10 protein-coding genes and 1 pseudogene are annotated in these 14,757 nt (G+C 66.7%); 1 reads left to right on the top strand and 10 read right to left on the bottom strand.

Annotated features, from left to right (window positions below):
• Window positions 1-3 precede the first annotated feature (3 nt).
• The 9 genes and pseudogenes from JIM94_RS01985 to JIM94_RS01945 form a co-directional block, all read right to left on the bottom strand.
• Window positions 4-906, bottom strand: coding sequence for a DsbA family protein (locus JIM94_RS01985; protein ID WP_200252930.1), 903 nt, complete (start codon window positions 904-906; stop codon window positions 4-6).
• A gap of 181 nt (window positions 907-1,087) precedes the next feature.
• Window positions 1,088-1,450, bottom strand: a complete 363-nt coding sequence (locus JIM94_RS01980; protein ID WP_200252927.1) for a DUF2304 domain-containing protein — start codon at window positions 1,448-1,450, stop codon at window positions 1,088-1,090.
• Entirely contained in the window at window positions 1,450-2,199 is a 750-nt protein-coding gene (locus tag JIM94_RS01975; RefSeq protein WP_200252357.1) for a glycosyltransferase family 2 protein, read from the bottom strand. Before JIM94_RS01975 ends, JIM94_RS01980 begins: the two co-directional genes overlap by 1 nt.
• A 99-nt stretch (window positions 2,200-2,298) precedes the next feature.
• Complete coding sequence (locus JIM94_RS01970) at window positions 2,299-3,123, bottom strand: glycosyltransferase (protein WP_200252355.1); 825 nt, start codon at window positions 3,121-3,123, stop codon at window positions 2,299-2,301.
• A 4-nt stretch (window positions 3,124-3,127) separates the two neighbouring features.
• Window positions 3,128-4,363: a lipopolysaccharide biosynthesis protein gene (locus JIM94_RS01965; RefSeq protein WP_200252353.1), complete on the bottom strand. Its 1,236-nt coding sequence runs from the start codon at window positions 4,361-4,363 to the stop codon at window positions 3,128-3,130.
• Window positions 4,363-5,802, bottom strand: coding sequence for a M1 family metallopeptidase (locus tag JIM94_RS01960; RefSeq protein WP_200252351.1), 1,440 nt, complete (start codon window positions 5,800-5,802; stop codon window positions 4,363-4,365). Before JIM94_RS01960 ends, JIM94_RS01965 begins: the two co-directional genes overlap by 1 nt.
• Window positions 5,795-7,924, bottom strand: a complete 2,130-nt coding sequence (locus tag JIM94_RS01955; RefSeq protein WP_200252348.1) for a prolyl oligopeptidase family serine peptidase — start codon at window positions 7,922-7,924, stop codon at window positions 5,795-5,797. Before JIM94_RS01955 ends, JIM94_RS01960 begins: the two co-directional genes overlap by 8 nt.
• 261 nt (window positions 7,925-8,185) lie before the next feature.
• Window positions 8,186-9,307: pseudogene (locus tag JIM94_RS01950) on the bottom strand (alpha/beta hydrolase); the annotation flags it as partial.
• 120 nt (window positions 9,308-9,427) lie between these two features.
• A complete protein-coding gene (locus JIM94_RS01945) occupies window positions 9,428-10,546 on the bottom strand; it encodes an alpha/beta hydrolase (RefSeq protein WP_200252342.1) in 1,119 nt (372 codons plus the stop codon).
• Window positions 10,547-11,562: 1,016 nt separating this feature from the next.
• Here JIM94_RS01945 and lpdA point away from each other — a divergent pair.
• Window positions 11,563-12,978: a dihydrolipoyl dehydrogenase gene (gene lpdA / locus JIM94_RS01940; protein WP_200252339.1), complete on the top strand. Its 1,416-nt coding sequence runs from the start codon at window positions 11,563-11,565 to the stop codon at window positions 12,976-12,978.
• 66 nt (window positions 12,979-13,044) lie between these two features.
• Here lpdA and ramB read toward each other — a convergent pair whose 3' ends face one another.
• On the bottom strand, window positions 13,045-14,475 hold the full coding sequence (gene ramB, locus JIM94_RS01935; RefSeq protein WP_200252337.1) for an acetate metabolism transcriptional regulator RamB: 1,431 nt from the start codon (window positions 14,473-14,475) through the stop codon (window positions 13,045-13,047).
• Window positions 14,476-14,757: the final 282 nt, after the last annotated feature.

Genomic DNA, 14,757 nt, shown 5'->3' with positions numbered 1-14,757 from the left:
GTGTTACTGCGCTCCGGCGTCGGTGAGTTCAGCGGCGGAGCGGGTGTCGGGCTCGGTGACCGTGACCTCCCCGTCGGCGACGCGCTTCAGTTCGGTGTTGATGACCTCCTCGAACACGTCCAGGGGTTGGGCGCCACCGACGAAGGTCTCCCCGATGACGAATCCGGGGGTTCCGCTGATCCCGATGCCGCTGGCGTAGGCGCGGGCGTTGGCGATCACCTCGTCGTACCTGTCACTGGTCGCGTCGGCGCGGAACTTGTCCAGGTCCGGGACCCCGGCTTCCTCGGCGAACCTCATGAAGTCCTCGATCCCGTGGTTCGGGTGTCCGGACACATCCTTCGAGGCGTTGTAGAGGGCGTGCTTGAACTCTATGAACCGGCCCTGTTCGGCGGCGGCCCGCCCGGCCCGTGCGGCGGCTTCCGCGTTCGGGCCGTTGATCGGGAGGTCGTTCCACTCCATACGGACCAGACCGGTGTCGACGTACCTGCTCAGGAGGGTCGGCTCGGTTTCGTTCGCGAACAGGGAGCAGAAGGGGCACTCGAAGTCGGAGAACTCGGAGATGACGACGGGGGCGTCGATCGCACCGACGGCGAAGGGATCATGGACGTTGCGACGGTGGATGTTGAGCATGTCCTCCTGCGTCTGCAACGGCCCCCGCGGGCCCCAGTACATCGCGTCATAGGTGCCGTCGTCCATCTTCTCCGGGCCGTCGCCGCGGGTGCCGTCGGCGCCCGGCGTGACGGAGTCGAGGACGTCCTCGTAGGAGGGCACGGAGCCGCCCGTCTCCGCCGTCGTCTCCCCGGTGGCGGTGGTGCTCGGTGCGGCCGGTCGATCTGAGGTGCGGTCCCCGATGACGTACCCGACGAGGCTGGCGATGATGACGAGGAGGACGGTGAAGACCCACATCGTCGGCGGGATCCGGGTGGTGGTGGGGGTCTCTTCCGCCGCCGGAGTGGAGGATTCGGTTGACGCGGTGTTCTCCGCGGTCTCGTCGGACACGGGAAAGCTCCTTCTGAGGGGCGTGGTGGGTGAATCGGTCAGTTTCCCATTGTCCACGAAGAACGGGGAAAGCCAACCGTCGGTTCCGCTATGCGGACGGGTAGTCGTCCCCGGGACGGACCGCGTTGCGCAGGGCTATGGCTCGGGCGAGCCGCGCGTAACGCAGATCCTGCTCCCGGAACCGGACCCAGGAGCTCAGTGTGGTGAACATGAAGGCGACGGTCAGGGCGTAGAGCAGCAGATCCGTTCCCCGGTCCACACCGACCCAGTTCGCGACGACCGTCAGATCATCGGGGCGCAGCACCGCCCAGATGGCCGCGAGGATGAACAGGATGAAACCGATCTTCACCCCGGCCTTGGCCCGGGCCTTTCTCCGGTTCGACAGGAAGTACACGACCAGTGCGGTCGTGCAGACCAGCAGAAGTATCTGGATGAGCAGTTGTCCGGTGATCACGGGAGCCTCCTGGCGAGCAGTCCGTCGGCCAGAATGTTCACACCGTTGATCAGAGACTGGCCCTTACTCATCGAGTACTCGGTGTAGAGGATGTCGACCGGCTGTTCTGCGACACGCCAGCCGCGTTCGTCGATCTGCGTGACGAACTCGCTCGCATGACTCATGCCGTTCATCCTGATGTTCAGTTCCTCCGCGACACGACGGTTGAACGCCCGCAGCCCGTTGTGGGCGTCGGTGAGACCCATCCGCTTCGCCCTGGGGGAGAGCATCACCACGGTGCGCAGCACGAGGCGTTTCAGCAGCGGAACCTGATCGCCTTCGGCGCGTGGACGACCGAAGCGCGTACCGACGACGATGTCCAGGGGTTCCGTGCGCAGCCGTTCGAGCATGGCGAGGACATCCTTGACCTGGTGTTGGCCGTCAGCGTCGAAGGTGACGAAGAACCGGGCACCGGGTTGCGTGCGGGCGTACTCCACGCCCGTCTGGATGGCGGCACCCTGACCGAGGTTCACGGGATGGTTGACCAGGTGTGCGCCGGCGGCGTGGATGGCCACGTCGGAATTGTCGGTGGAGCCGTCGTTGACCGCGACGATGTTGGGGAACGTCTCACGGGCGGCGCGGATGACGTCGCCGATGACGGTTCCCTCGTTGTAACAGGGCACGACGAGCCAGGTGTCCCCGTGGTCCGGGGACACGGCACCGTCGGTGCCTGCTGTATCCGGTGAAACTGTGTCGGGAGATTCCATGATGGTGCTCATGCTAGTCGACACCGGGGGACGTTCAGACCTGCACCGGTGCCCGGGGGAGAGGAGACATAGGAGAATGCCCCCATTCACAGCGTGGCCTCAGCCTCCTCTGTGGAACAGTCTCCGGTAGGTGGCTCTCAGGAGTCGTGGGGGGAGCGCCCGGTAGAGCGTCCGGATCCCGAGGTTGAGCACCGCCCGCACAGGCCCCACCAGACCGTAGTCGACGAGGTTACGCTGCATCCGCCGTTCCGCGGTGAACATGCCACGACCCGTACGACGTGCGAACATGTCGTCACCCGTACGGAATCTGGTCAGAGGCTCCGGGAGGTTGTGGAACCTGGCCCCGTTCGTGAGCATCCGGGCCCACAGATCGTAGTCCTCCATGAAATGGACGTCCCGGTAACCGCCCGCCCGACGCACGGCGCTCGTCCGCAGCATCACGCTCGGATGATTCACGGGAGTGTTGATACGGGCGTACCGTGCGATCGCGGCGTGGTCCTCCGGCAGGGTACGAACGCCGGTGACCGTGGTCGGGTCGTCGTCGGTGAACTCCGACATCGCGGTACCCAGGACATCGATCTCCGGGTGCGCGGCGAGGAACTCCAGCTGCACGGCGAAACGTTCCGGTTCGGCGAGGTCATCGGCGTCGAGGCGGGCGAAGTAGTCGGTGTCGATCTCATCCAGTGCGGACTGGGACGCGGGTCCGAGTCCCCGGTTCACCGGCAGCTCGAGCTGCCGTGCCGTCGGGGTGCTCTCCAGGAAGCCGGACACGACTTCGGCGATCCCGTCCGGGACGGGCCCGTCCCGGACGATGAGGATCTCCTCCGCGGGACGGGTCTGCGCGGCGACCGATTTGAGGGCCTGCCGCAGGTGATCGGGGTTGTTCCCGTGGTAGACGGTAACGAGGGCGGTGAGCGTCGGCATGGGCTCAGCGTACCAGCGGGCCCACCGGCTCACGCAGGCCCGTGACGTGCACCAGAGCCCCGGCGACGGGGCCGATGACCAGTGCGAGACACACATCCACCGTCAACGGGAAGGGGGCGAGGAACATCCCGAAGGCGACCACGCTGCCGGTCACCCACCCCGACACGTACCTGTTGTGCCGGTTGACCGCGAGCGTCGCCGTTCCGGTGATCATCAGGACACCGGTGCAGGCGGCGCCGAACGTGAGCGCGGCGAGGACCGGACCGGGAACGACGAACCCCGCACTGAAGAAGACCCCCATGATCCACGGCCCGATCAGCCAGGCCGCCGCCGCGCCGAACACCCCCACACCCAGTACCGCACCGAGAGGCCGACGCAGGGCTTTGAGCAGATCGGTGGCGTTCTCCACGAAGTGGACGATCAGCGCGGACTGGAACCTCTGCAGCGGCACGAGAATGGGGGCACGGGTGAGCATCACCGCGAGCATGATCCCGTCGACCGTGGTACCCGCACCCGCATCCACGGCACCCCCCGCGACGGCCTTGACGAAGGTGGGGAATCCCACGATGAGCAGTGCCGTCGCCCCGGTGGCGACCATCGCGGAAACCGCGTTGCGGACGAACCGCCCGGCCCTCACATCCGTTCCCGAGCGCATCGCGCCCCGGGCCTCCGAGGAGGTCCCGAGGATGAGCAGCCATGTCGCCGCGCCGATTACGGTGACCAGCAGGAAAACGGGAAGGCCCCAGCCCAGTGGCCATGCCACCAGAACAAGCACCAACCGGATCCCGGAGTCCACCGCCATCAGCCACGCGTACTGTGCCCAGAGACCGCAGCCGGACAACACGCCGGACAACACGGCCTGGTACGTGTAGCTGACCAACCCGACGGCCAGCAGTGTCACCGCGAGGCCGTGGTCGTGTTCCAGGAGCCGCGGGGCCCACAACGGCCCTGTGATGACGAGGAGCACCGCGACGGTGACACCCACCATCCCCGCGATCCGGAACGGTCGGGCACCCCGTGACGTCACCACAGTGCCGGCCCGATCTGCGGTACGGGCACCGGCGACCGCGCGGGTCGTCTCCTGCATGAGACCGTCAATCACCCCGGCGAGGGCGAAGAACAGACTCCAGAACGCCATGAACTGACCGAACCGCTGCACCCCCAGCGCCCAGGATGCGATGGTCAGGATGATGAAGCCGCCGGCCGCGGCGAACACCGTCGCCAGGCTCAATGCGCGCATCAGACCGTACCCCGGACACCGGTCCGCGGCTCCGGGAACGCCGGAAGCGGCAGCTCGTGCAACCACGAGTTCCACAGTGCGGTCAACTCGACGACGGGAACCCCGACCTCGGCGCAGGCCGCGGTCATCACCGTCCGCAGGTCGATCGGCTCCACGACGGCATGCCGGTTCGCGGCCGTGTAACGGCGGATCGCGGCGAAGAACACGGCGTCGTCGTCGATCAGGCACCGCAGGGCGTGCACGACCAGCGCACCACGCTTGTACACCCGGTCGTCGAACATCAGTTTCGGCCCCGGATCCGCGAGCAGAACATCCTTCGGCAGCCGGGACAGCACCCGGTGGTGCCGGCGTGCCGGATCAGCGGCGGGGGTCCCGGTCGAATGCTCGAACCACAGCCACTCCGCGTAACACGCGAATCCCTCGTTCAGCCAGATGTCGTTCCACTGCGCCAGGCCCAGGGAGTTGCCGAACCACTGGTGCGACAGTTCATGGGCGATGAGCCGCTCCTGCTCCTTCCCGCCGTCGACGTGATTCGAGCCGAAGATGCTCAGACCCTGGGCCTCCAGCGGGATCTCCAGGTCATCCTCCGTCACCACCACCCGGTACCTGGCGAACGGGTACGGGCCGAACAGCCGCGTGAACAGACGCAGCATCTCCACCTGGTCCGCGAACTCCACCCGGGCCGCCGGAGCTTTCCCGGCCGGGAGGAAAACCGACACCGGGACGGGCGCGGGCGGTGCTGTCGGGGTGGGTCCCGCCAGACGCGGATCGAAGTCGGAGGCGTCGAATTCGGTGTACTGGCCGACCTGGACGGTGGCCAGATACGTCGCCATCGCGTGTTCCGTTCGGTAGTGCCACGACGTCCGCGATCCGGACCGGCGGCGCTCCACGAGCTCCCCGTTGCAGATCACCGCGTACGGGTTGTCCGCGGCCACGATGATGTCGTAGCGGGCCTTCTCGTCCGGGGTGTCGTCGCACGGGAACCAGCTCGGCGCGCCACAGGGCTGGGACGCCACCAGGGAACCGTTCTCCAGTTCCTCCCAGCCGAGGGTTCCCCAGGGGCTGCGCACGGGACGCGGTGACCCGGAGTACGTGATCGACAGGGCGAACTCACTGTCGACGGGGATCTCCCCGTCGAAGGTCAACAGCAGTTTGCCGCGTGCGTGGCGCCACCGGGTCAACCCCACGTGGACCCCTCCCGAACCGGAGACCGTGATCCTTCCGACCTTCAGCGACGGACCCAGATCGAGGGTCAGTTGCTTCAGCGGCAGGTAGTTCACCATGTCCAGGGTCGCGGTGCCCGCGAGACGGTTCGGCTCGACCCGGTAATCCAGGTCGAGCCGGTAGTGCCGGACGTGGAACCCCAGATTGAAATCGACCCCCGTGTAGGAGTCACGGGTTCCCGGGACGGGGGAATTGCGCAGGCGTTGGCTAGTCATCGTGAGCGGATAATACCGCGCCGGTGGGCCCGTGACCGACCTGCCGGTCCAGCCAGGCGAAGATAACGGACGTCAGGCGCGCCCGCTGGGCGTTGTCCGCCGCACCGCCGTGCCCGCCCTCGGTGTTCTCGTGGTAGTCGACCGGCTGGCCCGCGTCCGCCAGCGCCGCCGCGAACAGCCGCGCGTGGGCCGGATGCACCCGGTCATCGCGTGTCGACGTCGTGACCAGTGCCGGCGGATACGGTCGCTGGCTCCGGGGCACGACGTTGTGCAGGGGCGAGTACTCCTCGAGGACCCCGCGGAACTCCGGATCATCCGGATCCCCGTACTCGGCGGTCCAGCTCGCCCCGGCGGACATGCGGTGGTAGCGCAGCATGTCGGTCAACGGCACCTGCACCACCGCCGCCCCGAACCGCTCCGGATACCGGGTCAGGGCCACCGCCGCCACCAACCCGCCGTTGGAGCCGCCCCACACCGCGAGCCGCTCCGGGGTCGTGTAACCGCGTTCCACCAGATCGATCAGGATCGCCTCGTGGTCCTCGTGGACGCGCAGGCGGTTCGGGCCCGTCGCCGAGCTGTGCCAGGCGGGGCCGAATTCCCCACCGCCACGCAGATTCGCCTGCACGAACAACCGGTCCTCCTCCAGCCACCCTATCCCGGTGGACCCCAGGTAGTTCGGCAGCAGGGACACCTCGAAACCCCCGTAGGCGTGGACCAGGCACGGTCTGGGTGAGACGGCTCCGTCGGCGGAGTCGCCGAAACGTCCGGTGATGAAATACGGGACCGTCGTGCCGTCCGCCGACCGGGCGTGGTGCTGCCGCGTACTCAGCCCGGAGGCGTCGAACATCTCCGGTGCGCGACCCACCGTGTGCAGCTCCAGCGCCCCGGGGCCGTCAGCGAGATCCCCCCACAACAGCTCAACGGGTTCCGTGAACGTCCTCGACGCCAACCAGATCTGGTCGTCGTCCAGCGGTGCGGTGTCGATCACACTCACCGTCGCCAGACCGGGGACGTCCAGCCGCGTGAGTTCCCCGGCCGGATCATCCAGGGGCGCGGTGAGAAGCACCGTCGACACCGCCTCCGTCACCGTCAGGATCAGATGGTGCCGCGTCACCGTCAGGCCCTCCAGGGCGGTCGACGGTGACGGGGCGAACACGCATTCCAGGGTGTGGTCCCCGGCCAGGTACGTGTCGAGGTCGGCGACGCCCATCCCACCGTCCGGCACGCCGCCGAAACCGGTGCGCGGGAACACGAACAACCTCCCCCGGTGCACCGACACCTCGCAGTCCTCGGGGACCTCGATGATCTGCAGTCCCGCGTCGGTCTCCACGAAGGTCCGCTGCCGGTAGAAGTCGAGTGCACGTCGCACGAAGAGGCGCTCATGTCCCGGAGTCGTGTCCGCCCACCCTGATGTGGTGATGTCCGACTCCGGACCGGCGAAGTACAGCTCCGCGTCCGTCAGGGGCTCACCGCGTCGCCACCGCAGAACCCGCGCCGGGTAACCGGACCCGGTCAGGGACCCGTCGCCCGTGTCCGTGCCGATGAGGATGGTGTCCCGGTCGATCCAGCTCACCGTCGTCTTCGCTTCCGGGACGGTGAACGGACGGTCCGTGACGAACGTCCCCGACACCAGATCGAACTCCCGGATCACCACGGCGTCGGCCCCTCCCCGGGACAGTCGGATCAGCGCCCGGTCACGGTCGGGGGAACGGACATGTGCACCGTGCCACACCCAGTTCTCGGACTCGGCGGTGGCGAGGGCGTCGAGATCGAGCAGGATCTCCCAGTCCGGTGACCCGGCACGGTAGTCCTCCGGGGACGTCCGACGCCACAGACCCCGGGGGTGTCCGGCGTCGCGCCAGAAGTTGTAGACGTGCCCGCCACGCCGGTTCGGGAACGCGATCCGGTCATCGGTGTCCAGGGCCCGGTGGATCCGTGACTCCATGGCTATCCGGTCGACGTCGGTGCCCGGGGAATCGAGGAGGGCCATCGTGGAGCGCGTCCGTTCCTCCGCCCAGGTGAGGGCCGGAGGGGAGAGGACCGGTTCCAGCTCGGGGTGTCCGGAAACCGGTTCCCCGAAATCCTCCGGATCAGCGGGGAGGTCGGGCGTGGTGGGTGTCATGGGGCCATCGTACCGGCCCGGGGCAGCGTGAAACCCGCCGTCCGGTGGTGCGGAACGGCGGGTTTCACGTTGAGAGGTGGGTCAGCCGGCCGCCGGGCTGGCGCCGGGGAGATCCGTGATGTTGAGGGGAGCCGGGTTACGGAGTTCCTCGATGATCCTGTCGACGTCGATGTTGCCCGCGTCGACGGCCTTCTCGACCTCTTCCGGGGTCATGACCTCGGCGTTCGCGGCGCGCTCGTCTTCCCTGGTGACCTCGTCGTTGAGGCCGAAGGCCCTGGAGAACGTGACCCAGGACCCCCGGAGATCCTGCTGCCAGTACGGCCAGGAGTGCGTGCCGGTGGGGCGGAAGTTGAAGTCGGCGGGGATGCCTTCGGCGTCCAGCTTGGCCTTCAGGTCGTGGGTGCACTTGTTCGTGGCCGCCTCGATGATGCCGCCCTCGATCACGAGGGTCGCGACGGCGTCGGATCCCCGGCCGGCGCTCCACAGGTCCTTCTGCCCGGCGAAACCGGAGGCGTTGGACACGTAGATCGCGGTGCCCTCCAGATCGGCGGCGTTGATGAGCGCGTCATTGTAGGTCCACAGCTCACTGCCGAGGGGGCCCCACATCTGCTCCTTCGTGGCTCCGCCGCGGGCCAGGGTCACGTCGATGAACGCCGGTCCGAAACCGTTGGAGGTCTCGGCGCAGCCGGAGAAGGATCCGACGGCGTCGTAGAACCCCTTGTTGTGCTCGGCGAGAAGCAGGGACGACGTGGCTGTCATCGACATGCCGACGACAGCACGCTGGTTCGTGGTCTTGAGGGCGCTCTCCAGCGGGCCGGGAAGTTCCTTCGTCAGGAAGGTCTCCCAGGTCTGTCGCCCGCCGAGACCGGCGACATCCTCGACCCAGTCGGTGTAGTAGGAGAACTTGCCCTGCATCGGGATGACCACGTTGACGTTCTTCTTCAGGTAGAAGTCGATCACGTCGGTCTGCATGACCCAGTTCGCGCGTCCCTCCCCACCGTCACCACCGTTGAGCAGGTAGATGATCGGTCGGGGACCGGCGGGTTCATCGGCCTTGATGACGACGAGGGGAACCTGGCGGTCCATCGAAGGGGAGTAGGCCCACCATTCGGCGACGCGGCCCTTCGACGCCTTGGTGTATTCACCGACGAGCTTGCGCCACGCGAGCGCCTCGTTGCCGTCGTAGGCGTCACCCGGGTTCTCGATGTCCAGCGGACCCTGGGTGATGACGGCCGGCGGAAGCCCGTCGTTGACGTCCTCCGGGGTCAGTTCCGCGGCGGAGGTCACGGGAACGGCGAGGAGCGTCGCCGCGGGCACGACGAGCAGGGAGGCGGCGAGCGCGGCGGCGGTGATCGGGGAGGCGATGCGTCGGTTCAGATTCACGGTGGGACCAATCGGACGTCGGGACGGGGGGATCAGGCGGAGAAAAGTCAGTGTGCGACAGGTGCGAATGCCGCAACCGGCCACCGGGCGGATGCGCCGCCGCGGTGGCCGGAGGAGGTGCTAGCCGTCGATGCCGAAGGCCCGGGCGAAGACCGGCCACGAATCACGGAGATCCTGCTGCCAGTAGCCCCATGAGTGGGTTCCGGTCGGGCGGAAGTTGAAGTTCCCGGGGACACCCTGGGAATCCATCTTCACCTTCAGGTCGTGGGTGCACGCGTTGGTCGCGCCCTCGATGATGCCGCCGTTGACCACGTGCACGAACACGTTCATCGGGTCACCGCCGGTCCACGGTGAGGTCCACAGGTCCTCGGTGCCCGCGTAACCGGAGGCGTTGGAGACGTAGACCTCGGTCCCACGGAGCTTGTCGGCGTTGATCAGGGCATCGTTGTAGTGCCAGTTCGGGGTGCCGAGAGGTCCCCACATCTGCTCCGGGGTGGCGCCACCACGGGCCAGCGTCAGGCGGATGTACTCGGGGGCCAGACCCCGGGAGGTCTCGGCGCAGCCGGAGAAGGAGCCGACGGCGTCGTAGAGACCCGGATTGTGCTCGGCTAGGAGCAGGGAGGTGGTCGCGGACATGGACATGCCCGCGACCGCCCGCTCATTGCTGGCGCCCAGGGTCGCCTCCAACGGTTCCGGGAGTTCCTTCGTCAGGAAGGTCTCCCACATCTGCTTGCCGCCGAGAGCGGGAACATCCTGGACCCAGTCGGTGTAGTAGGAGAACTTGCCCTGCATCGGGATGACCACGTTGACGTTCTTCGACAGGTAGTAGTCGATCACGTCGGTCTGCATGATCCAGTTCGCGCGGCCCTCACCTCCGTCACCGCCGTTGAGCAGGTAGATGGTCGGGCGCGGACCGGCGGCCTGGTCGGCCTTGATGACGACGAGCGGAACATCGCGGTTCATGGAGGGGGAGTGCGCCCACATCTCGACGACCCGGTCATTGTGGTAACTCTCGATCTTGTCTCGCCAGATCAGGGAGTTGCTTCCGTCGTAGGCGGTGCCGCCGTCGACGTCACGGGGGCCCACGGTGACGGTGGCACGCGGCGTGTCACCGGCGACCTGCGCCGGGGTCAGCTCGGAGGCCAGTGCGGCGGGCGCGGTGAGTGCCGTGCCAGTGACGGCGGCGGCGGACAGGGCCAGAGCTGCGACAGGGGCCGCGATGCGTCGGAGGTTCCTCATGAATGTTCCTTGGTGTAGTTGTTCGCGTCGACGGGGAAGATCTTCCCCGTCACCGTGTCAGGACCGTCAGTTCCGTTCAGTCGCCCGGTGGGGACAGTCCGGTCGGGGCACGGCGGGTGCCGTGCTGCTGCACCGTGCCCCCGCCGTGCCGGCGTCGGCTGATCGGATCTGACAGGTATGTCGTGGGGTGTCACCCAAACGTTAGCACTCCGTGTCTGAATGGTGTTCCCCCATTTTCCGGGGTCCCCGCATCTCCCGGCGGGGTGCCGGCGTCGGGGATTTCCGGAGGGGGTCCGGGTGGGTGACGTGGTGGTCGGTGGTCCTGTCGGGCATGTGCCGGGGGACACACGGAACCATTGCCCAAGTTACCTGTGTGACTGAAGTGAAACAAGGGGTGGAAGGTTGCGGGTCGGTGGGCGCGGGCTTGTCCCGCGCTGGGCGGAAAACCGTGTCCCCGTCATCTTCCGGGGTGGCACGCCGGTGCCTACGATGAGTCCGGGGCTGCGGCGCGTAACGTCGTGGACACCCCGTCCATATACACCGGACAGTGGTGCTTCCACCGGTGCAGCCGGAGCGGAACCACCGTGGAGGGACCCCTCCGCCGTTTCGCGGCCCCGGGCCCGGACACGGACATCGACACAGACATCCCCGATCGAAAAGGTAGACATCCCATGCAGGCACTCGAACCCCTCATCCTCATGATCAACAACGCACTCGGATTCCTCGCCCACGCCGGTTCCTCCGTCACCAGCGCACTCTCCCACGGAGTCGGTCGCTTCTGAGGCGCACGGATACTGCCCGGACCGGCGTGTCCCGCTGACCGGGGCCCGGGAACCCCACCGCACAGGCTCCACGTGCGGTGGGGTTCCTTCGTCGCTTCCCGTCCCGTCGTGTCGTCATGCCCGGGGCACGGGTCCGTCCGGTGTGTCGCCGCACCGTCGCGGGTGCGGACCGGTGGGGTGAATTGATGGACCGTTTGCACGACATCCAGAGCGTTGGCACGTATCCTTGTGCGTGTGACTGAACATTATGACGTTGTTGTACTCGGCGCGGGTCCCGGTGGCTACGTGGCCGCCATCCGTGCTTCCCAGCTCGGCAAGAAGGTTGCCGTCATCGAGAAGCAGTACTGGGGTGGTGTCTGTCTGAACGTGGGCTGCATCCCCTCCAAGGCGCTGCTGAAGAATGCGGAGGTGGCCCACACCTTCAATCATGAGGCGAAGCTCTTCGGCATCTCCGGTGACGTGTCCTTCGATTTCGGGGTGGCCCACGACCGCTCGCGGAAGGTGTCCGCGGGCATCGTCAAGGGTGTCCACTACCTGATGAAGAAGAACAAGATCACCGAGATCAACGGTCTCGGTTCCTTCGTCGACGAGCACACGATCGAGATCACCGACGGTGATGATGCGGGTCAGAAGGTCACCTTCGACAACTGCATCATCGCCACGGGTTCCGTCGTGCGTTCGCTGCCCGGAATCGAGATCGGCGGAAACATCGTCTCCTACGAGGAGCAGATCCTCGACGGTGATCTCCCGGAGTCCATGGTCATCGTCGGTGCGGGTGCCATCGGCATGGAGTTCGCCTACGTTCTCTCCAACTACGGCGTGGACGTCACCATCGTCGAATTCATGGACCGTGTCCTGCCGAACGAGGACGCGGACGTCTCCAAGGCCATCGCCAAGGAGTACAAGAAACTCGGTGTGAAGATCCTCACCGGCCACAAGACCACGGCTGTCCGGGACAACGGTGACAGTGTGGAGGTCGACGTCGAGTCCAAGGACGGCAAGAAGACCGACACCCTCACCGTCGACCGTGTCATGGTGTCCATCGGTTTCGCCCCCCGTGTCGAGGGGTTCGGGCTGGACAAGGCCGGCGTGAAGCTCACCGAGCGCGGCGCGATCGACATCGACGAGCGCATGCGCACCAACGTCGGGCACATCTACGCCATCGGTGACGTCACCGCGAAGCTCCAGCTGGCGCATGTCGCCGAGGCGCAGGGTGTCGTCGCCGCGGAGACCATCGCAGACGCCGAGACGATGGAACTGGGCGACTACATGATGATGCCCCGGGCCACCTTCTGCAATCCGCAGGTCGCGTCCTTCGGGTACACCGAGGAGCGCGCCCGCGAAATCGCGGATGAGCGTGGCTGGGAGATCAAGACCGCCACGTTCCCCTTCTCCGCGAACGGTAAGGCGCAGGGACTCGGTGAGCCCGCCGGTTTCGTCAAGGTCATCGCCGACGCCGAGTTCGGTGAGTTGATCGGCGCGCACATGGTCGGATCCAACGTCTCCGAACTCCTGCCCGAGCTGACCCTGGCGCAGCGCTTCGACCTCACCGCGGAGGAGGTGGGGCGTAACGTGCACACCCACCCGACGCTCTCCGAGGCGATGAAGGAAGCGGTCGAGGGTATCTCCGGACACATGATCAACCTCTGATCCACTTCACCGACGGAAGGGGCCGTACCGGACATGTCCGGTACGGCCCCTTCCGTCGGTGAAGGTCTAGTACGGGGCGACCGTCGAGGTGTGTGCGTCGATCTTCAGGGGACGGTGGACCGGCGGGAAGGCCCGCTGTGCACAGTTCGATCTCGAACATACCCGGCATCCCGCACCGATGGGTGTCGCGGCATCGGGGTTCGTCAGATCTAGACCTTCGGCGTACACGGTGCGCTCCGCGTGTCTGGCCTCACAGCCCAGGCCGATGGCGAACAGTTTCCCGGGGTCCGCGAAACGGCTCCGGTGGTGGCGGACCGTGCGCGAGATCCACAGGTAGTTCCGGCCGTCGGGCATCTGGGCGAGCTGTCTCATGATGGTGCCCGGACTGGTGAATGTCTCGTAGACGTTCCACAGTGGGCAGGTGCCACCGGAATGCGTGAAGTGGAAACCGGTCGCGGACTGTCGTTTGCTCATGTTCCCCGCCCGGTCCACACGTACGAACGTGAACGGGATGCCGCGCAGATGCGGTCGCTGGAGAGTGGACAGCCGGTGGCACACCGTCTCGTAACCCGCGCCGAACAACTGGCTGAGATACTCGATGTCGTAGCGTGAACGCTCCGCTTCGGCATGGAAACGGCGGTAGGGCATGAGGAGGGCCGCGCCGTAGTAACTGCCGACACCACGGGTCGCGAGCACCCGGGACTCGGCTGAGGTGAAGTGTCCGGCATCGACCGCGTCACCGATGATGTCTGTCGCCTCCAGATGGGCGAGTTCGGCGGCCATCCTGAATGACCGTTGGCCGCTGTTCAGCCGGGGGGAGAGCAGCAGTGTCCCGCTTTCGCGGTCGAGGTGGTGCAGGGTGTCCTCCGTCGCGGTGCCCTTCTCCACGGTGATGCCGTGGAGAGCGAGGCGGCGCGCGATCAGATCCTCCGTCCTGGACGGGTCCGTGGGGTCGAGATCGAGTTCCCCGGAGAGGGCCTCCGCCGAGGTGTCGAGTTCGTCGAGATAGTTCTGCCGGGCGTAGAAGAAGTCGCGGACCTCCTCATGGGGCATTCCCAGGGGATTGTCGACGGCCCGTGCACCGGATTCCACCGGTGCCGGGAAATGCCGCACATCGGTGGCGAGGGAGAGTTTGTCCCGGACATTCCGGTAACGGCGGTGCATGTCCACCATCGCCTTCGCGAGGGTCGGATGGTTGTAGACCATCTCAGACAGTTCCTGGAGCTCGACAGGATCCGGGCAGATCTCCCGGTCGAGGACGACATCCTGCACCTCCGCGAGCAGACGTGAGTCATCGTCCCGCGAAAAGAAGGTTGCATCGACCCCGAAGGTCTCGGTGATCCGGAGCAGCACGGGAACCGTGAGGGGGCGGACATCGTGTTCGATCTGGTTGACGTAGGACGCGGAGAGCCCGAGTGTCGCGGCCAGTGCGGCCTGGCTCAGGTCCCGTTCCCGCCTGAGTTGCCGGAGCCGGGATCCCACATACGTCTTACCCATGGATCGGAGTCTAAGCGACGTCGGGTGCACTTTGCAGGACTTTGCCGGTGGACGACGCAAATTTGCAACACCCCACGAATCGGGGGAGCTCAGCGGGGTGGAGGATGTCGGCGTCCGTGGCCGTACGGGTACGTGTTCCGCGGGGGATGCCCCCGCCCGGACGTAGTGGGGAAGGTGCCGGTCCCGGGACGGGGCGGACCATCGGCGGGGCCGCGGTCCGTCCGTCCCCGGTTTCGGGGACGGAAAGACGAGGTGAAAACGTTTTTCCGGATCTGTCGCCGG

The sequence above is a fragment of the Corynebacterium pygosceleis genome, assembly GCF_016595275.2.
Classification (GTDB): Bacteria; Actinomycetota; Actinomycetes; order Mycobacteriales; family Mycobacteriaceae; genus Corynebacterium; species Corynebacterium pygosceleis.
Note: the sequence above shows the minus strand (reverse complement) of the source record. Positions and strands in the feature narration are given on the sequence as shown.